General features: G+C 32.1%; 14 protein-coding genes. 11 read left to right on the plus strand and 3 right to left on the minus strand.

Going from position 1 to position 19,274, the window contains the following annotated elements:
* Positions 1-24: 24 nt before the first annotated feature.
* Positions 25-1,608, minus strand: a complete 1,584-nt coding sequence (gene gltX / locus AADI82_RS06025) for a glutamate--tRNA ligase (protein WP_341215549.1) — start codon at positions 1,606-1,608, stop codon at positions 25-27.
* Between the two features lie 121 nt (positions 1,609-1,729).
* Here gltX and AADI82_RS06030 point away from each other — a divergent pair, with 121 nt between their 5' ends.
* From AADI82_RS06030 to AADI82_RS06050, 5 genes are all read left to right on the plus strand, one after another.
* Positions 1,730-5,155, plus strand: coding sequence for a hypothetical protein (locus AADI82_RS06030; RefSeq protein WP_341215550.1), 3,426 nt, complete (start codon positions 1,730-1,732; stop codon positions 5,153-5,155).
* A complete protein-coding gene (gene ybeY / locus AADI82_RS06035; protein ID WP_341215551.1) occupies positions 5,148-5,558 on the plus strand; it encodes an rRNA maturation RNase YbeY in 411 nt (136 codons plus the stop codon). Before AADI82_RS06030 ends, ybeY begins: the two co-directional genes overlap by 8 nt.
* An 80-nt stretch (positions 5,559-5,638) precedes the next feature.
* Positions 5,639-7,510: a tRNA uridine-5-carboxymethylaminomethyl(34) synthesis enzyme MnmG gene (gene mnmG, locus AADI82_RS06040; protein WP_341215552.1), complete on the plus strand. Its 1,872-nt coding sequence runs from the start codon at positions 5,639-5,641 to the stop codon at positions 7,508-7,510.
* Positions 7,511-7,643: 133 nt separating this feature from the next.
* Positions 7,644-8,504, plus strand: coding sequence for a class I SAM-dependent methyltransferase (locus AADI82_RS06045; RefSeq protein ID WP_341215553.1), 861 nt, complete (start codon positions 7,644-7,646; stop codon positions 8,502-8,504).
* Between the two features lie 236 nt (positions 8,505-8,740).
* A complete protein-coding gene (locus AADI82_RS06050) occupies positions 8,741-9,283 on the plus strand; it encodes an OmpH family outer membrane protein (RefSeq protein WP_341215554.1) in 543 nt (180 codons plus the stop codon).
* Between the two features lie 85 nt (positions 9,284-9,368).
* Here the strand turns inward: AADI82_RS06050 and AADI82_RS06055 are convergent, their stop codons facing one another.
* The gene (locus AADI82_RS06055) at positions 9,369-10,523 is read right to left on the minus strand and encodes a DNA polymerase III subunit delta' (RefSeq protein ID WP_341215555.1); all 1,155 of its coding nucleotides are present in this window, start codon (positions 10,521-10,523) and stop codon (positions 9,369-9,371) included.
* A gap of 287 nt (positions 10,524-10,810) precedes the next feature.
* Here AADI82_RS06055 and AADI82_RS06060 point away from each other — a divergent pair, with 287 nt between their 5' ends.
* From AADI82_RS06060 to AADI82_RS06070, 3 genes are all read left to right on the plus strand, one after another.
* Complete coding sequence (locus AADI82_RS06060) at positions 10,811-11,998, plus strand: phosphoglycerate kinase (protein ID WP_341215556.1); 1,188 nt, start codon at positions 10,811-10,813, stop codon at positions 11,996-11,998.
* Between the two features lie 79 nt (positions 11,999-12,077).
* Positions 12,078-13,631 (plus strand): LysM peptidoglycan-binding domain-containing protein, encoded by a 1,554-nt coding sequence (locus AADI82_RS06065; protein WP_341215557.1) that lies wholly within the window; start codon positions 12,078-12,080, stop codon positions 13,629-13,631.
* Positions 13,632-13,654: 23 nt separating this feature from the next.
* Positions 13,655-14,662 carry a DUF4837 family protein gene (locus tag AADI82_RS06070; protein WP_341215558.1) on the plus strand — a complete coding sequence of 336 codons (1,008 nt, stop codon included), beginning with the start codon at positions 13,655-13,657 and terminating at the stop codon, positions 14,660-14,662.
* A gap of 113 nt (positions 14,663-14,775) precedes the next feature.
* On the opposite strand, the gene AADI82_RS06075 is transcribed toward AADI82_RS06070, so the two are convergent.
* Positions 14,776-14,958 (minus strand): twin-arginine translocase TatA/TatE family subunit, encoded by a 183-nt coding sequence (locus AADI82_RS06075; protein ID WP_341215559.1) that lies wholly within the window; start codon positions 14,956-14,958, stop codon positions 14,776-14,778.
* 117 nt (positions 14,959-15,075) lie between these two features.
* On the opposite strand from AADI82_RS06075, the gene AADI82_RS06080 reads away from it, so the two are divergent.
* Genes AADI82_RS06080 through AADI82_RS06090 form a run of 3 tightly spaced genes read left to right on the plus strand, consistent with a single transcriptional unit; the run spans position 15,076 to position 19,155 of the window.
* Entirely contained in the window at positions 15,076-15,945 is an 870-nt protein-coding gene (locus AADI82_RS06080; protein ID WP_341215560.1) for a M23 family metallopeptidase, read from the plus strand.
* Positions 15,946-17,430, plus strand: a complete 1,485-nt coding sequence (locus AADI82_RS06085; protein ID WP_341215561.1) for a GH3 auxin-responsive promoter family protein — start codon at positions 15,946-15,948, stop codon at positions 17,428-17,430.
* Positions 17,431-17,475: 45 nt separating this feature from the next.
* The gene (locus tag AADI82_RS06090; protein WP_341215562.1) at positions 17,476-19,155 is read left to right on the plus strand and encodes a hypothetical protein; all 1,680 of its coding nucleotides are present in this window, start codon (positions 17,476-17,478) and stop codon (positions 19,153-19,155) included.
* Positions 19,156-19,274: the final 119 nt, after the last annotated feature.

Genomic DNA, 19,274 nt, shown 5'->3' on the forward strand with positions numbered 1-19,274 from the left:
GTCTTCTAACAACTATGAAACAGTTTATAGTAAGTTAATCACTTTTTCAATACGCTTTACCGTTTCTGCTTTTCCAATCATAAATATAATATCAAACACATCGGGTCCTTGTAAAGCGCCAACTAAAGCTAAACGCAATGGCATCATTACTTTCCCAAAACCTATTTCTTTAGAAGTTATCCAGCCTTTAATATTAGTTTGAAGGTTTTCGACGGTAAAATCTTCTGTAGTATTTATAATTGAAACGACCTCTTCTAGAATGCCCTTTGTATCCTCTTTAAATGCCTTTTTCGAGGCTTTTTCATCATAAGAATTTGGTGCAGTAAAAAAGAAATGACTCAAATCCCAAAAATTTGATACAAAAGTGGCACGCTCTTTTATTAAACCAATAACCATTGATATGTAATTAGCATCAACGTCATTACGAGGAGCTTGCGACGTGGTAATCTCATCATTTGAAACAGATTGCTTCGTTTTACTCGCAATGACGTTTAAATTTTCATCAACAATGGGTTTAAACAATTCAGCCAAAACATCATTACTTTGCTCTTGCATATAATGATGATTAAACCACTTTATTTTATCTGGGTCAAAACGAGCACCAGATTTATTAACACGAGTTAAATCAAAAGCTTTAATCAATTCTTCCATAGAAAAAAGTTCTTGTTCTGTTCCTGGGTTCCAACCTAAAAATGCTAAAAAATTAACCATAGCTTCTGGGAAATAACCATCTTCTTTATAACCTCTTGAAGTTTCGTTGGTTTTAGGATCTGTCCATTGTAACGGAAACACTGGAAAACCTAATTTATCACCATCACGTTTGCTTAACTTCCCCTTGCCTGTTGGTTTTAAAATTAATGGTAAATGTGCAAATTCTGGTGTTTCCCAACCAAATGCTTTGTATAATTGATAGTGTAATGCTAAACTTGGCAACCACTCTTCGCCACGAATAACATGGGATATTTCCATCAAATGGTCGTCTACAATATTTGCTAAATGATAGGTTGGCATGCCATCACTTTTAAACAGCACTTTATCGTCTAAAATATTGGTATCAATTTTAATATCACCACGAATAATGTCTTTTAAATGCAGCGTTTCATCTTGAGGCGATTTAAAACGAATTACATAATCATTACCAGCATCTAATTTCGCTTGAGTTTCATCTGCGCTAAGCGACAAAGAATTATTTAGTTTTAAGCGATTATGCCAGTTATAAATAAAGGTTTTGCCTTTAGCTTCGTGGTCTTTTCTATGGAAATCTAAAGTTTCGGCAGTATCAAAAGCATAATAGGCATTGCCAGATGCAATCAATTCATCTGCATATTGTTTGTATAAATGCTTGCGTTCACTTTGTCTGTATGGACCAAATTTTTCGTTTTTATTTAAACCTTCATCATAAGGTATACCACACCAATTCAACGCATCAATAATATACTGTTCTGCACCTTCAACATAGCGGTTTTGGTCGGTATCTTCTATTCTTAAGATAAAAGTTCCGTTGTGTTTTTTAGCAAATAAATAGTTAAAAAGAGCGGTTCGAACGCCTCCTATATGTAAAGGCCCTGTTGGGCTTGGTGCAAAACGCACACGAACTTTTTTGGTCATGTTTTGTTATTTTTGGCAAAGATACAATTAACAGATAATTATAAACCTTATAAAAATAAAATTGTAGTTTAGTAAGTTAAAACCGTTTTATCATTTCCGCAAAGGTGGAAATCTGTTATATATGAACAATTTTAAAAACATACAAACCAAATTAGAGCAATTTATTAGTCGGTATTACACCAACGAATTAATAAAAGGCGCAATTTTATTTTTTGCTATTGGGTTACTTTACTTTTTGTTTACGTTGTTTATTGAGCATGTTTTATGGTTAAATCCTTTGGCGAGAACCATTCTGTTTTGGGTGTTTATTTTAGTTGAAATTGTTTTACTTACTAAGTTTATAGCAATTCCGTTAGCTAAATTATTTAAGTTACAAAAAGGCATCAACTATATGGATGCCTCTAAGATTATAGGAGAGTATTTCCCAGAAGTTAATGATAAATTGTTGAATGTATTACAGCTACAACAAAACCCATTGGAATCTGAATTATTATTGGCGAGCATTGAGCAAAAATCGGCAGAATTAAAACCCATTCCGTTTAAATTAGCTGTTAATTTTAAAAAGAATATTGGCTATTTAAAATACGCCGCAATTCCTATTTTAATCATTTTAATAACCTTTTTAACAGGAAAATCTAATTGGTTTAGCGATAGTTACGAGCGTATTGTGCATTACAAAACTGCTTACGAACCACCTGCGCCATTTCAGTTTTTTGTAGTTAATAATGATTTAGAAGCCATTGAAAACAAAGATTTTAAATTACAAGTTAAAACCGCTGGCGAAGTAACTCCAGAAAGTGCTCAAATAGTTTACAATAACCAAACCTATTTTTTAAACCCAAAAGGCATTGGCGAGTTTGAATATGTGTTTTCTCAACCAAAAGCTAATGTTGAGTTTCAATTAACAGCAAACAGTGTCACATCAAAACCTTATGTCTTAAATGTTATTGAAATACCATCTTTACTAAGTTTTGAGATGACTTTAGATTATCCGAATCATACTAAAAAGAAGAATGCTATTTTAAAAAGCACAGGAAATGCCGTTGTTCCTGAAGGCACAAATATAACTTGGCAACTTAAAACAAAATCGACCGATAATGTACATTTATATGCCGAAGACACGTTAGATTTTTCTTCGGATAAATTGAATAATTTCGAATTATCCAAACGCCTTTATAATCATTTGGATTATAGTTTAAGCACAAGTAACGCCAACCTTAAAAACTACGAAAATTTAGCTTTTAGAATTGATGTGATTAAAGACGAATATCCAGAACTTAATTTAAAGATGCAGGTTGATAGTCTGGATTTGCAGACGCTTTATTTTTATGGACAAATTAGTGATGATTACGGGTTTAGCAAACTTCAAATGGTGTATTATCCTGTAAATGATGAATCTAAAAAACAAATGGAAAATCTGCCAATTTCCAATACAAATATTGATGAATTTATTACGGCATTTCCAAATAATTTGAATATTGAAGCTGGAGTTGCTTACGAATTGTATTTTCAAGTATTTGATAATGATGTTGTTAATAACTATAAACGTACAAAAAGTAATGTGTTTACCTATAGAAAACGCACTAAAGACGAAGATGAACAAAAGAAGTTAGAAGAACAAAGTGAAACCATTAAAGACTTAAATAAATCTTTAGAAAAGTTTGAGGAACGAGAAAAGGAACTTCAAGAGTTATCTAAAACTCAAAAGGAAAAGTCTAACTTAAATTTTAACGATAAAAAGAAATTAGAATCATTTTTAAAGCGTCAACAGCAGCAAGATGAAATGATGAAAAATTTCAATAAAAAGCTTCAAGAAAACTTAGAGAATTTTCAAAAAGAAAATATAAAAGAAGACACGTTTAAAGAAGATTTAAAAAAGCGATTAGATGAAAATGAAGAACAACTTAAAAAAGATGAAAAGCTTTTAGAGGAATTAAAAAAGCTTCAAGAAAAAATTAATAAAGAAGAGTTAACTCAAAAACTTGAAGAATTAGCAAAACAGAACAAAAACAAAAAGAGAAGCTTGCAGCAATTAATAGAATTGACTAAACGCTTTTATGTTGAAAAGAAACTAGATAAGCTAAAAGAAGATTTAATGAAATTGGCAATAGACCAAGAAAAATTATCTAACGAATCTGAAGAAGAAAACACCAAAGAAAGACAAGGCGAATTAAATAATGAATTTGAAGATTTTAAAGAAGAAATAGAACAACTTGAAAAGGATAGTAAGGAACTAAAAAAACCAATTAATATTCCAAGAGATAAATTAGATGAAAGAGAAGTTGAAAACGAACAGCAAAAAGCTTCTGAAGAATTAGAAAAAGGTGAAGAACAAAAAGCTTCAGAAAAGCAAAAAGCCGAACCCAAAAAAAGTGAAAATCAAAATATAAAGAATGCTCAAAAGAGCCAAAAGAAAGCAGCTCAAAAGATGATGGAGATGAGTGAGAAAATGAAAAGTTCAATGGCTGGCGGTGACTCTAATAAAATGCAAGAAGATGTCGAAATGCTACGACAAATTCTCGATAATTTAGTGTTATTTTCTTTTGATCAAGAATCACTGATGAATCAGTTTAAAACCATCGAAATTAATCACAATAAATATGCCTCTTTCTTAAAAAAACAGCATAATTTAAAAGAGCATTTTGAGCATGTTGATGATAGTTTATTTGCGCTATCATTGCGCCAACCAAAACTTTCAGAAACTGTTAATAAAGAAATTACAGAAGTGTTTTATAACATCGATAAATCGTTAAACCTGTTGGCAGAAAACCAATTATATCAAGGGGTTTCAAATCAACAATTCACTATTACCGCTGCCAATAATTTAGCAAATTTTTTAAGTGATGTTTTAGATAATATGCAAGAAAATATGAGCATGTCTAAAGGCAAAGGTGGGCAAGGTGATATGCAGCTTCCAGACATTATTATGAGTCAGGAGCAGCTAAACAAAATGATGGAAGAAGGAATGAAAAAGGGAGAGGGTCAAAAACCTCAAAAAGGAAAAGGAGAAAAAGAAGGAGAAGGTGATAAACAAGGTAAAAAAGGAAAGGATGGTGAAAATGGGAACAATCAAGGAAATGGAAAAAATGGGAAACAGAATGGAATTGAGGGTGAAGGTGAGAATGAGGACTTGAATGGTAAATTATATGAAATTTATCAGCAACAACAAGAATTGAGAAAAGCCTTAGAAGAGCGATTATCTAAAGAAGGAAAAGGATCGAAAGGAAATGGTGATGCACTATTAAAAAAAATGGAAGAGGTAGAGTTAGATTTATTAAATAGAGGATTTACAAATCAAACCCTTCAAAAAATGATGGAATTGAAACACCAATTATTAAAAATGGAGAAGGCTACGTTTCAGCAAGGTGAGGATAATAAACGGGAGTCTAAAACTAATAAAAACAACTTTAATAATAATACAAACAATCAAATCCCTTCTGCTAAACAATATTTTAATACTACAGAAATATTGAACAGACAAGCCTTACCTTTGCGTCAAATTTATAGAAAGAAAGTACAAGAGTATTTTAAAAAAACAGATGATTAACTTTAATTACGAAACCGATTTTTTATTGCAGAATGAAGATGATATTTCGTCATGGATTTCAGAGGCAATTAACGCGGAAGGTTTTAAAGAAGACGAAATTAATTACGTTTTTTGTGATGATAAATATCTTCATAAATTAAACGTTGAATTTCTAAAACATGATACGTTAACAGATATTATTAGCTTTGATTACTCAGTCGGAAAAATAATACAAGGAGATATTTTTATTTCCATTGAAAGGGTAGAAGATAATGCTAAAGATTTTCAAACGTCTTTTATTGAAGAGCTTCATCGTGTTATTATTCATGGTATACTGCATTACTGCGGCTATAAAGATAAAATAGATGAAGATGCTAAGGTAATGCGCAATAAGGAAAATTACTACTTAGAGCAGTTGGGATAAAATTCAGTATTTCAACGTATATTTGCAAACTCAAAATTACGATGTGTTCCACGTGGAACATGTTTTAAAAACAAAGAATTATGTTTAACGAAGTTTATGATGTTATAGTCGTAGGAGCGGGTCACGCAGGAAGTGAAGCTGCTGCTGCTGCTGCAAACATGGGAAGCAAAACATTGCTTGTTACCATGAACTTACAGAACATTGCACAAATGTCTTGTAATCCTGCCATGGGTGGTATTGCAAAAGGGCAAATTGTACGAGAGATAGATGCACTAGGAGGTTATAGCGGAATTGTGTCAGATACATCAGCGATTCAATTTAAAATGCTAAACAAATCTAAAGGGCCTGCAATGTGGAGCCCGAGGGTGCAGAGTGACAGAATGCGTTTTGCAGAAGACTGGAGATTGCTTTTAGAAGGCACACAAAATCTTGATTTCTATCAAGAAATGGTTTCTGGTTTAGTGGTAGAAAACCATAAAATTGTTGGTGTAAAAACCTCTTTAGGATTAGAAATAAAAGGTAAATCTGTGGTGTTAACAAACGGTACCTTTTTAAACGGGTTAATTCATATAGGCGATAAGAATTTTGGCGGCGGAAGAGCAGGCGAACGAGCTGCTACTGGAATAACGGAACAGCTTGTTGATTTAGGTTTTGAATCTGGTAGAATGAAAACTGGAACACCACCAAGAGTTGATGGACGGTCGTTAGATTTTTCCAAAATGGTTGAACAGCCTGGAGATGAAAACCCAGAAAAATTCTCATATTTAGATATTACTAAGCCATTAGAAAATCAACGTTCATGCTACATGACTTACACTAGTGAATTGGTACACGATTTACTTAGAGAAGGTTTTGATAGGTCTCCAATGTTTAATGGTAGAATTAAAAGTTTAGGCCCAAGGTATTGTCCGTCTATAGAAGATAAGATTAATCGCTTTGCAGACAAAGATAGACATCAATTATTTATAGAACCAGAAGGTTGGAATACCTGCGAAGTTTATGTAAATGGGTTTTCTACATCTTTGCCAGAAGACGTACAATTTAAAGCATTACGTTCTGTGGTCGGTTTTGAGAATGTAAAATTCTTCAGACCTGGATACGCTATAGAATATGATTATTTTCCGCCAACACAATTAAAGCACACTTTAGAAACTAAGTTAGTTGAAGGGTTATATTTTGCAGGACAAATTAATGGAACTACTGGCTATGAAGAAGCAGCATCGCAAGGCTTAATGGCAGGTATAAACGCGAGTTTAAAAGTTCAAGAAAAAGAACCTTTTACTTTAAAAAGAGATGAGGCTTATATAGGTGTTTTAGTTGATGATTTAATTACTAAGGGTACAGAAGAGCCTTATAGAATGTTTACATCAAGAGCAGAATATAGAACGTTATTACGCCAAGATAATGCTGATTTAAGGTTAACACCTAGAGGTTTTGAACTTGGTTTAGCTTCAGAAAAGCGTTTGAAGCGAATGGAGGAGAAACATGCAGCCGCTGAGAAATTTGTTAACTTTTTTGAAACAGAAAGTGTTAAGCCAGAAATTATAAATCCCATTCTAAAGTCTAAAAAATCGGCTGCTGTAAAACAATCAGGAAAGCTTTTTAAAGTATTTGCTAGGCCTAATATTGAGATGGACGATGTTAGAAAAGTGGATAGTGTTGAGGCATACATTAAAGATAATAATTTAGATAGAGAAGTAATTGAGCAAGCTGAAATACAGGTTAAATATGCTGGGTATATTGCCAAAGAAAAAAATAATGCTGACAAATTAACGCGTTTAGAATATGTAAAAATCCCTGATAATTTTGACTATTCACAAATAAAATCCATGAGTTATGAAGCTCGTGAAAAGTTGAAAAAAATCCAACCAGCTACGGTATCTCAAGCATCAAGAATAAGTGGAGTGTCGCCTAATGATATTTCTGTTTTATTGGTATATATGGGCAGATAATTTTAACGTTCCACGTGGAACGTTTATTTCTGTATTGTCTTGTGCATTGCTAAAATCAAAATATATTTTGATTTAAAGTATTAAAGCGTAGCTTACAAAAGGTCTTTTTAAAACAATTTTTTATTAAATATTCGTGTCAAAAATAAATTCAAATAACATTAATTTAAAAGTAAAAGACTATTCCGTTTCAGGAGAGGAATTTGAATTAATCAAAAATTCTGAATACGGTTTTCTTGAAACTACTCCACAACCATCTTCAAATAAATTACCAGAATACTATAAAAGTGAAGACTACATTTCGCATACAGATTCTAAAAGAAATCTATTCGAAAAAGTATATCATTTAGTAAGAAGCATTTCTCTTAAAAAGAAATTAAGTTTAATTAATTCATTTGCTTCAGAAGAAAAAAAACTATTAGATGTTGGATGTGGCACAGGTGATTTTTTAGAGATTGCACTACAAAATAATTGGCATATTTTTGGAATAGAACCTAACGAGCAAGCTCGAACAATTGCTAATAAAAAAACTAATAATTCAGTTTATAAAACTGAACAATTATTAAAGTTTGAAGAAAACAGTTTTGATGTCATTACACTTTGGCATGTATTAGAACATTTACCAGATTTAGAAAATCAGATTCAAATTTTTAAAAAGCTTATAAAAACAAATGGCACTTTAATAATTGCAGTACCAAACTATAAAAGTTTCGACGCAAAACATTATAAACAGTTTTGGGCAGCTTACGATGTGCCGAGGCACCTTTGGCATTTTAATAAAAGATCAATTTCAAAATTAGTTTCAAAACAATCTTTTAAAGTTGAAAACGTAAAACCTATGTGGTTTGATTCATTTTATGTGAGCATGCTTTCAGAAAAATATAAATCTAAAAAAATGAATCCAATCAAAGGAATTTGGATTGGATTGGTTTCTAATTTAAAAGCAATAACAACAAAAGAGGCTTCATCTTTAATTTATATAATTAAAAATAGCTAAAACTAATTTTTATTTGTTTTAGCAGGCCCTTAATGGAGTAAATAGACAAATGCTAGTCAATTTCATAAAAACGTCTTATATCGCTTTAAACGTCTTTATTTTTAATAGATAATAATTATTTAAACCAATATTACCAATAAGTTTTTATTATATGTTAAATTCAAAATAATTCCGCTTTAAATTATCAGTTACTTTATTACATTTGTGCGAAATCTTAAAATAGAAAAATCAAGCACATGAAAAATATAGTTTACGTAGTATTAGCAATGATCGTTTTATCTTCTTGTGAAAAACAAGCAAAAATTGGATTTGTAAATAATGGTGATTTAATTAATGATTTTCAAGAGAAGAAAGACCTTGAAGCAAAATTTCAATTAAAAGAAGATGCTTTTAAGAAAAGAGCAGATAGTATTGGAAAAGCATTTCAATTAGAAGTGCAAGAAACACAAGCTAAGGCTCAAAAGTCTTCTCAAAAGAAAGCACAAGAATTAATGGGGGGTTTACAACAAAAACAACAACAATTACAGCAACAAATGCAATATGAGCAACAGTTGCTGACTCAGTCTTTTCAAACAGAAATAGATTCAGTAATTATTAAAGTAAAAGATTTTGTTAAAGATTACGGAAAGAAAAACGGATACACTTATATCTTAGGAACAACTGATGCAGCATCAACCGTTATGTACGGGACAGATGAAAATGATTTAACACAAACCATTTTAGACGCTTTAAACGGAACTAAAAAAGAAGTTACTGAAAAAACGGATAAAAAAGAATAAATACAAAACATAAAAAACAAATGTTAAACGCTTTTAGAACTATTTCTGAAAGCGTTTTTTGGAATTTAATGCCTAATATATGGGCCTATCCTCCTTTTTTATGCAATAACCGCGTTAATTTAATTGACAAATCCGTTAAAATAATTTTAGAATTCCCGTTGCGCTCAATATGGTAAATAGCATCTTGCAGTTCGTTACTAATATCCATAATATTATTTCCATGGACAAAAGGCGCAAAATTTTCAAGCTTAAATTTTTCGGTTTTTGGCTCTAAAAAAACAAGATCGGTAGCGTTATAATTTAATAGTAAAGCTTGACGAAAAAAATCCAAACAAAAATTTAAAAATTGCTTTTGTGTTTCGCGTCCTGTTTTTGCAATATCCTCGCTCCACGAAATTAAATCGTGAATTGCTGCTTTATTACCTTTCGCTTTAAAAGCACTTCTAATCCAGAAAATAAACCAGGTTTCAAACTGAATGTCTTCAGAATCTTGATAAACTAAATCGCAAGCTTTGTTATAATTACCGTTAGATTGATGAGCAATTTTTGTCGCTACAGAAACCTCTAAACTGTAGTTTTTAATTAAAGCATCTTTTATTACATCTTCAGCCAAAGGCGGAAAATGTAATACTTGGCAACGCGACCTAATTGTATTTATAATTTGCTCCTCATCTTCAGCAATTAACAAAAAAACAGTTTTGTTTGGTGGTTCTTCAATCAGCTTTAAAAGTTTGTTGGCACAAGCGGTATTCATTTTTTCAGCCATCCAAATCAACATTACTTTATAACCGCCTTCGTAAGACTTAAGTGTGAGCGATTTTACAATTTCGTGCGCTTCATCAACTCCAATTTGCCCTTGTTTATTATCAACACCCAGAAGTTTATACCAGTCAAATAGGTTACCGTATGGTTGGTCTTTTAAAAGATGCCTCCATTCCTCTAAATAAAAACTAGAAACAGGTTTGCTTTTCACTTTATCGCTTGTCGTAACCGGAAAAGCAAAATGTAAATCGGGATGCGAAAAGTTTTTAAACTTTAGGTTACAAGCATCATTTCCTGTATTATTTTCACCATCAGAATTAGAGCATAAAACATACTGTGCGTATGCAATTGCCATAGGTAAAGTACCAGAACCTTCGTTACCAACAAATAATTGCGCATGCGGTATTCTGCCATTATCAACACTTTTGGTTAAATGGTTTTTAATGTGTTCTTGCCCTAAAATATCTTCAAAAAGCATAAAACAAACCTACATAATTTTTTACTAATAAATAAAGTGGAAATATTAAAAAATGAGGGACTTAAAATAGCGCTTTTATAAGTATTGAAATATTCTTTATTAGCTATATCGTTTTCGTAAAAAAAGTCATTTTTTACCTGTTCATAATTGGTTACATTTGTGATTCAAATAACTAAAAAACAAAAACATATATATAATGAAACATTCATAACTCAAAGATTCAATGATAATAAAACGATGACATGAATGTTACATTTGACAAATAATTAAAAATAAAAAGATAACAAATGAAAACGCTTAACGATTTTAATTTCGACAATAAAAAAGCATTAATCCGTGTAGATTTTAATGTGCCTTTAAACGAAAACTTTGAAGTTACAGATGCCACAAGAATAGTATCTGCAAAACCAACAATCATTAAAATTTTAGAAGATGGAGGTAGCTGTATTTTAATGTCGCATTTAGGTCGCCCGAAAGGATTTCAAGACGAATTTTCATTAAAGCATATTGCAGCTAAAGTTGAAGATGTTTTAGGTGTCGACGTTAAATTTGTAGCAGATTGTATTGGCGCAGAAGTAGAAGCTGCTGCAGCAAACTTAGAGCCTGGTCAAATTTTATTGTTAGAAAACTTACGGTATTACAAAGAAGAAACCGCAGGCGATGTTGCGTTTGCCGAAAAATTATCAAAGTTAGGTGATATTTATGTAAATGATGCTTTTGGTACGGCACACCGCGCGCATGCTTCAACAACTATTGTAGCACAGTTTTTTGAAGGTAAAAAATGCTTTGGTAATTTATTAGCTCAAGAAATTGAAAGCATTAAAAAAGTTATGGAAACAGGCGAAAAGCCAGTTTTAGCAATACTTGGTGGTGCTAAAGTATCTTCAAAAATTACCATTATTGAAAATATTCTTGATAAAGTAGACCATTTAATTATTGGTGGCGGTATGGCATTTACCTTTGTAAAAGCTCAAGGTGGAAAGATTGGAAACTCAATTTGTGAAGATGATAAAATGCCTTTAGCCTTAGAGATTTTAAAGCAAGCTAAAGCTAAAAGTGTTCAAGTTCATATACCTGTAGATACCATTGCTGCAGACGATTTTAGCAACGATGCCAATACGCAAACTGTTGATATTAATGAAATCCCTGATGGATGGGAAGGGGTTGATGCTGGACCAAAATCCAGAGCACAATTTCATAAAGTTGTAATGGATTCTAAAACTATTCTGTGGAATGGCCCTCTTGGTGTTTTCGAAATGGAAAGTTTTGCTGGCGGAACTATAGAATTAGGAAATTCCATTGCAGAAGCCACTAAAAATGGAGCGTTCTCACTAGTTGGTGGTGGCGATTCTGTGGCTGCTGTAAAACAATTTGGTTTTGAAGATAAAGTAAGTTACGTAAGTACTGGTGGTGGTGCGATGCTTGAAAGTTTAGAAGGAAAAACATTACCTGGAATTGCTGCTATTTTAGAATAAACTAAATTAAGTTTTCAAATTACATTAAAAAATACGATTTTAGCCATACTGTCGTTCAATAACCAACGGAATAGATTTTATGGCTTTTCGATTTTTTATAATATACTTGTTTTTAGGTTTTGGAACTTGTTTTTCGCAAATACAAGACTCTACATTGTCTCAAAAACAACAGGTTAAAGATTCTATAATAGATGGAAAAGATCTTACTGTAAAAAAAATTGAAGCCGTAAAAGATAGTGACTCAATTAAAAAATTAGAAGATCTAGAGTTTGCTGCAAAATTAGATGAAAAATGGCTTGAAGAATTGTACAGTAATAATCTATTCGACACCATTTATAAATCGGTTACAGAGCTTACTTATGAGCCTGTCGATTATCCAGAATTACATACCGACACATTAAAAAGACGATTAAAAGAGCTCGATGCCAGAACACCTTTTAATGTAGAATACAATCCAGCTTTAGAAAGTGTTATAAAGTCGTATTTAAAACGTCGTAGAAAACATTTACAAAAGTTGATGACGTTGAGTGCTTTTTATTTCCCCATGTTCGAGGAGGAATTAGACAAACATGATATTCCGTTAGAAATAAAATATTTAGCCATAGTTGAGTCTGCTTTAAAACCACGAGCAAAATCTAGAGTGGGTGCAACGGGTTTATGGCAGTTTATGTTTGGCACAGGTAAAGAACACGGATTGGATGTAAGCAGTTATGTCGATGAACGTAGCGATCCCATAAAATCTACCAAAGCAGCAGCAGAGTATTTAACACGATTATATAAAATTTTTGGCGATTGGGACTTAGCTTTGGCAGCATACAATTCAGGACCAGGAAATGTAACAAAAGCTATTAGACGTTCTGGCGGATACCAAAACTACTGGAATATAAGGCATAATTTACCACGAGAAACCGCAGGCTATTTACCAGCATTTTTAGCAAATATGTATATTTTTGAATATGCAGAAGCACACGGCTTTAAAAAACTTAAACCAGAATTTGCATTAGTTGAAACCGATACCGTTAGAGTAAAACATATGATAACACTCGATCAGGTTTCAGAGGTTACAGGAACACCTATCGAACAGCTTCAGTTTTTAAACCCTTCATACAAATTAGATATTATTCCTTTTATAGAAAAAGAAAACTATGTGTTGCGATTACCACGAGATGTGGTTGGCAGTTTTGTAAATAACGAAGAAAAAATTTATGCTTTTGTTAAAGAAGAGTTTGCAAAACGCGAAAAGCCGTTGCCACAGTTTTTTAATGCTAACGATAAAATTCGTTATCGAGTTAGATCTGGTGATTATTTAGGAAAAATAGCCAGAAAATATGGCGTTCGCGTAAGCCAAATAAAACAATGGAATGGGTTAAGGAGCAACAATTTAAAAATTGGACAACGATTAACAATTTATCCTCGAAAACCTTATGTAACAAGTTCATCTTCAACAAAAAAGGCAGTAGAAACAAAACCTATCTCGGGCAATGTAACTACCTATACTGTAAAAAGTGGAGACTCACTTTGGAGCATTTCTCAAAAATTTCCTGGAGTTTCTGTTCAAAATATTAAAGATTGGAACGATATTAGTGGTAATAAATTAAAACCAGGAATGAAGCTTAAAATATCGAAAGGGTAATTCCTATTAACCAAAACTTAATTATGCGTAATTTTCTTTTAACAGCATTAGCAATTGTACTACTAGTCTCTTGCGGCGACAAAAAATCTTCGAACGACAGAATACTTTTCGATTCGTCTGGAAATGTAAATCATATATCTGTTGTAGTAAGTAATGAACTATGGAATGGTAGCGTTGGCGAAGCCATTAGAGGTGTACTTACCACTCCAATTTATGGGTTACCACAAGACGAACCCATGTTTAGTATAAACCAAATACCAACAAAGGTGTTTTCTGATTTTATTACAAGAAATAGAACGATTTTAAAAATAGAACTAGGTAAAGAATCAGGGTTTAAAGTTGCTGAAAACGTATACGCACAACCACAAAAAGTAATTGTTGTTTCTGGAAAAACAAAAGACGATGTTATAGGTTTACTTAAAGAGAACTCAGAAAAAATATTAGAGGAATTTAAAAACGAAGAGTTAAAGGAGCAGCAACGTCGTATTAGTAAATCACTTTACAATGCTGATATTATTCAGGAACGTTTAGGCTTAAATATTAAATTTCAAACAGCGTATAGAATTGTAAAAACAACTGCCACAAAAGAGGACAAGTTTTTTTGGATAAAAAAAGAGTTTAAAGCAAGCTCAAATTTTTCAGGAGATTTGAATATACTATTATACCAAGTACCTTTAAGTGCTATTAATAGGGATTCAACTATTGTAAGTCAAGTTATTAAAATGAGAGACTCCATAGGCAAAAAATTTATTCAAGGTGCTATTGAAGGGTCTTATATGGCAACTGAAGATGCTTACACACCATTTAATTCAGAAACTATTTTAGACAATAAACCAGCTTTAGAAACTAGAGGTCTTTGGGATTTAAAAGAAGGCGCAATTATGGCAGGACCTTTTATAAATTACGCTATTGAAGATAAAATTAATAATAGGTGGGTTATTGCCGAAGGTTTTGTTTTTGCACCATCGGTAGAAAAAAGAGATTATATGTTCGAGTTAGAAGCTATAATTAAATCTATTAAAATAAATTAAATGTTTAAGCCATTGCGAAGAATTTTTTATTAGCTTCTGTAACGATGATTCTATTTAAAATTTTGATATAAAAAAACAGCACATTGTGCTGTTTTTTATTTTAAAAAATATAACTATTCTTTTTTATTGTCTTTTTTATCTTCTTCTTTACTAGCGTCTTTAAATTCTTTAATGCCGCTACCCAATCCTCTCATTAATTCTGGTATTTTTTTACCTCCAAATAATAATAAAACAATAACAACAATTAATGCTATTTGCCAAGGACCGGCTACTAATGGTAACATATATAAACTCATAACTTTTAAATTTAAAAAGCAAAGTTAATAATTAAAGTTTAATAATGGCGTTTTAAGCATAACTTTAGCATAAAGAGAAACACCTCTTGCAATAATTTTATATATTTTTGTTTTAACATGGAGGATAAAAAAAAAGAACCAAAAAAGATAAAACGAAAACTTCTTGACAAGTATCGATTAGTTATCTTAAATGAAAACACGTTTGAAGAACGTTTATCTTTTAAATTAACACGGTTAAACGTTTTTGTATTAGCATCAGTATCTATTATTCTTTTAATAAGTGCGACTTACGCATTAATCGCTTTTACACCGCTTAGAGAGTATATTCCTGGGTATTCTTCAACAGCTTTAAAAAAGAAAGCCATAGAACTTAATTATAAAACTGATTCTTTACAACAAGTTATTTCTATGAATGAGTTGTACTACGCCTCGATTAAAAAAGTATTACAAGGCGATGTTAGCGCAACAGAATTTAATAAAGATTCTATAATAGAAGCGGTTAAACTTGAAGTAGGAGAAGTAGACTTAAATCCAAACTTAGAAGATTCTTTATTGCGTCAAAAAGTTGATAAAGAAGATAAATATAATTTATTTGAATCGGCTACATCGGCAGCAAGTTTTGTGTTATTTCCTCCGGTAAACGGTACTATAAGTGAAGACTATAACCTTAAAGAAAAGCATTATGCCGTAGACATTGTAGTAGCTAAAGATGCACCAGTTAAGGCCACAGCCGATGGTATTGTGATTTTTGCGGAATGGACACCAAGCACGGGACATGTTATAATTATTGAGCATAGTTATGGTTTAATTTCTGTTTACAAACACAATGGTGCTTTAACAAAAGCACAAGGCGATTTAGTAAAAGCGGGCGAAGTTATTGCCACTGCAGGTAATTCTGGAGAGCTTTCAACAGGACCACATTTGCATTTCGAGCTTTGGAACGACGGCTACCCTATTAATCCAACAAATTTTATAGACTTTAAATAAATGCTATCATTAAAACCTGCCATTGCTAAATCTTTAGCGAAACGTGTTTATAAGAATATTAAAAAATGGGCAAATAAGCCTATTGAAACACAAGAAAAAGTATTTCAAGATTTAATAAGTAAAGCAGCCGCGACCGCCTTTGGTAAAGATCATGACTTTATAAGTATAAATAATTATTCAGACTTTATAAAGCGTGTTCCTATTAGAGATTATGAAGACCTTAAACCTTATGTTGAAAAAGTAGTTGCAGGTGAAGAAAATATACTTTGGGTAGGCAAGCCACTTTATTTTGCAAAAACATCGGGAACAACGTCGGGTTCTAAATACATTCCTATCACAAAAGAAAGTATGCCAACTCATGTTGAGGCTGCTAGAAATGCTATTTTATTATACATTCACGAAACTGGCAATGCTAAATTTGTTGATGGCAAAATGATTTTTTTACAAGGAAGCCCAGTTTTAAAAGAACAAAATGGCATTCAATTAGGACGGCTTTCAGGTATTGTAGCGCATTATGTGCCAAAATATCTTCAAAAAAACAGGATGCCTTCTTTTAAAACAAATTGTATTGAAGATTGGGAAACAAAAGTAGATGCCATTGTTGAAGAAACAGTGCGGGAAGATATGACGGTTATTTCTGGAATCCCTTCGTGGGTGCAAATGTATTTTGAAAAATTGCAGCAGAAAACAGGAAAACAGGTTGGTGACATTTTTAAGAATTTCAATCTTTTTATTTTTGGTGGTGTAAATTACGAACCTTACCGAGCTAAATTCGAAAACCTTATTGGCAGAAAAGTTGATAGTATTGAATTGTATCCTGCCAGTGAAGGTTTTTTTGCATTCCAAGATAAACAGAACGAGAAAGGCATGTTGCTTCAATTAAATTCGGGTATTTTTTACGAGTTTATAAAAGCCGATGAATTTTTTAATGACAATCCAAAACGTATCACTATTGCCGATGTTGAAGTGGGTATAAATTATGTGATGATAATTTCAACAAACGCTGGTCTTTGGGCATATAATATTGGCGATACGGTTGAATTTACATCAACAAACCCATATCGTGTAATTGTTTCAGGTAGAATAAAACATTTTATTTCGGCTTTTGGTGAGCATGTTATTGGAAAAGAAGTTGAGCAAGCCATGCGGGACGCTACTTTAAATACTCAAGTTAGAGTTTCAGAGTTTACCGTTGCTCCACAAATAAATCCAAATGAAGGATTGCCATACCACGAATGGTTTGTAGAGTTTGAAAACGAACCGGAAAACCTTTCCGCTTTAGCGAAAAAAATAGACGAATCGCTTCAAAAACAGAATAGTTATTATTTCGATTTAATAGAAGGTAAAGTGTTGCAACCGCTTAAAATTACTAAGGTTAAAAAAGACGGATTTCAAAAGTATATGAAATCTGTCGGGAAATTAGGCGGACAAAACAAAATACCACGTTTATCAAACGATAGAAAGATTGTTGAGGGTTTTTCGTAATCTAATTAAGGCAAATAGTATTATCTTTGCAAGAATTAAAAATGTATGAGTAAAAAGAAACATCACGAAAGAACGAGAGCCCAAGAAAGCTCGAATGCTATTGAGAGAATGTACATTACTATGCGCCATTTGTTTAACCGAGGGTTTTATAAGCCTATGGGGGTTTCTGGAGAAACGTTAAGGCAATCATTATTATTATTGCGTCCAGAAATTTATGGTTCTATTGGTGATGAAAAAGCAGAACTAGAAGGTTTACTTTATGTAATTGATAGACTACCAATTGGGATAGAAGAATGTACTTTTATTAACTTAACGAGTGATGAAGGATATTCAGATTCTCATTTCAAACCCATTATTCCTCCCAAAAGGCGTCGTAATTGTTACCGAATTGATGAGGAGCAAATGAATATTGAGATAACCAGAGGACGCTCAGAAATCTATGATATTTTAACGCACCTTACTTTTCTTTTTGTTGAATCTCATAAAATAAGTAATCGTGTTTTAATTAACGATACAGGATCTACAACAAGAGATTGGGTTAAGTTAGAAAAAGCAGTTTTATCAACAAAAAAGCTAACACAGCCCGAGCGAGAAATTGCTATTACGCATACCGCTAATATTTTAGGACGTACTTTTAGCGAATTAAGTACTGTGTATTCTAAATTTGCAACAACCACACAACCAGAGCGTTTATTACATATAGTATATTGGTTAGGTAAATTAGCCATTGAAGAGCAAATAAATAATAATAAACGTACAGTTACTTTTAGCCCCGTACTTAGAGAACGTCTTGGACATCACATTCATGGTGAAATTTGGGCGAATACCATAAAAGAAACACTACATAAGAACGATTTACTAGAAAGACCAATACATATTATAAGCGCGAATATGCATAGTGTTATGAATACACTTTTTGCTCCAAATGCATTGAAGTCTAAAAAAGACATTTTTGAGGTTTATGAGTCTTTAAGCCAAAAAGAAAGTGAAAATCTTCGAAACAAGGTAACTAAAGAAGCGTTACTTCGAGGTATGATTTATATTGAAGATACATCTGGGACTAATATAGATGTTCAAATTTTTGATACTGATAAAATAGATGTTTCTAAAATTGATATAAAGACAGATGAAACAATTTTAAAAGATAAAAAACCAGTAATTTTTGTAATGGACTATGCTTTTGGAGAGCAAGCCTACGAAACTATTGATGAATTATTAAAACCCTATAAAGTAAAAGGGAAGCATATTCATTTGAATGTAGAATCTATTTCTATAATGGGTAAAGCAGGAATTTTAGAAGGGGCTAAAGGCGATATTATGATTCCAACAGCACATATTTTTGAAGGAACAGCAGACAATTACCCTTTTAAAAATGAGCTTAAAAAAGAAGATTTAGAATGCCAAGGTGTTAATGTTTACGAAGGCTCAATGATTACGGTTTTAGGTACATCGCTACAAAATAAAGACATTTTAAAATTCTTTTACAATTCCACATGGCGTGTTATAGGTTTAGAAATGGAAGGTGCACATTACCAAAAAGCCATTCAAGCGGCATCGAAAGTTAGAAATAGTATAAACCCAAATGTAAAAGTACGCTATGCCTATTATGCCAGTGATAACCCTTTAGAAACTGGAAGCACTTTAGCTTCTGGCGGATTAGGAACATCTGGTGTAAAACCCACCTATTTAATTACAAGAAAAATATTAGAACAACTATTTAATTAACATCATAAAATTATGAGTAAAGATTTGCCACAACCACAACCTAATCAGTCTGAAGAAGTCGATTTAGGGCAGTTATTCAAGCTTATAGGAAATGCTTTTGACCGTTTTTTTAAGTTTAT

It is taken from the genome of uncultured Wocania sp. (assembly GCF_964021735.1).
In the GTDB taxonomy this organism is placed as follows: Bacteria; Bacteroidota; Bacteroidia; order Flavobacteriales; family Flavobacteriaceae; genus Wocania_A.

Excerpts from the sequence above, each read along its gene's own strand:
- AADI82_RS06075 (WP_341215559.1), bottom strand. The coding sequence starts at position 14,958 with ATGAGTTTATATATGTTACCATTAGTAGCCGGTCCTTGGCAAATAGCA.
- AADI82_RS06055 (WP_341215555.1), bottom strand. The coding sequence starts at position 10,523 with ATGCTTTTTGAAGATATTTTAGGGCAAGAACACATTAAAAACCATTTA.
- AADI82_RS06060 (WP_341215556.1), top strand. The coding sequence starts at position 10,811 with ATGAAAACGCTTAACGATTTTAATTTCGACAATAAAAAAGCATTAATC.
- AADI82_RS06085 (WP_341215561.1), top strand. The coding sequence starts at position 15,946 with ATGCTATCATTAAAACCTGCCATTGCTAAATCTTTAGCGAAACGTGTT.
- AADI82_RS06065 (WP_341215557.1), top strand. The coding sequence starts at position 12,078 with ATGGCTTTTCGATTTTTTATAATATACTTGTTTTTAGGTTTTGGAACT.
- AADI82_RS06070 (WP_341215558.1), top strand. The coding sequence starts at position 13,655 with ATGCGTAATTTTCTTTTAACAGCATTAGCAATTGTACTACTAGTCTCT.
- gltX (WP_341215549.1), bottom strand. The coding sequence starts at position 1,608 with ATGACCAAAAAAGTTCGTGTGCGTTTTGCACCAAGCCCAACAGGGCCT.
- mnmG (WP_341215552.1), top strand. The coding sequence starts at position 5,639 with ATGTTTAACGAAGTTTATGATGTTATAGTCGTAGGAGCGGGTCACGCA.
- AADI82_RS06030 (WP_341215550.1), top strand. The coding sequence starts at position 1,730 with ATGAACAATTTTAAAAACATACAAACCAAATTAGAGCAATTTATTAGT.
- AADI82_RS06080 (WP_341215560.1), top strand. The coding sequence starts at position 15,076 with ATGGAGGATAAAAAAAAAGAACCAAAAAAGATAAAACGAAAACTTCTT.
- AADI82_RS06050 (WP_341215554.1), top strand. The coding sequence starts at position 8,741 with ATGAAAAATATAGTTTACGTAGTATTAGCAATGATCGTTTTATCTTCT.
- ybeY (WP_341215551.1), top strand. The coding sequence starts at position 5,148 with ATGATTAACTTTAATTACGAAACCGATTTTTTATTGCAGAATGAAGAT.
- AADI82_RS06090 (WP_341215562.1), top strand. The coding sequence starts at position 17,476 with ATGAGTAAAAAGAAACATCACGAAAGAACGAGAGCCCAAGAAAGCTCG.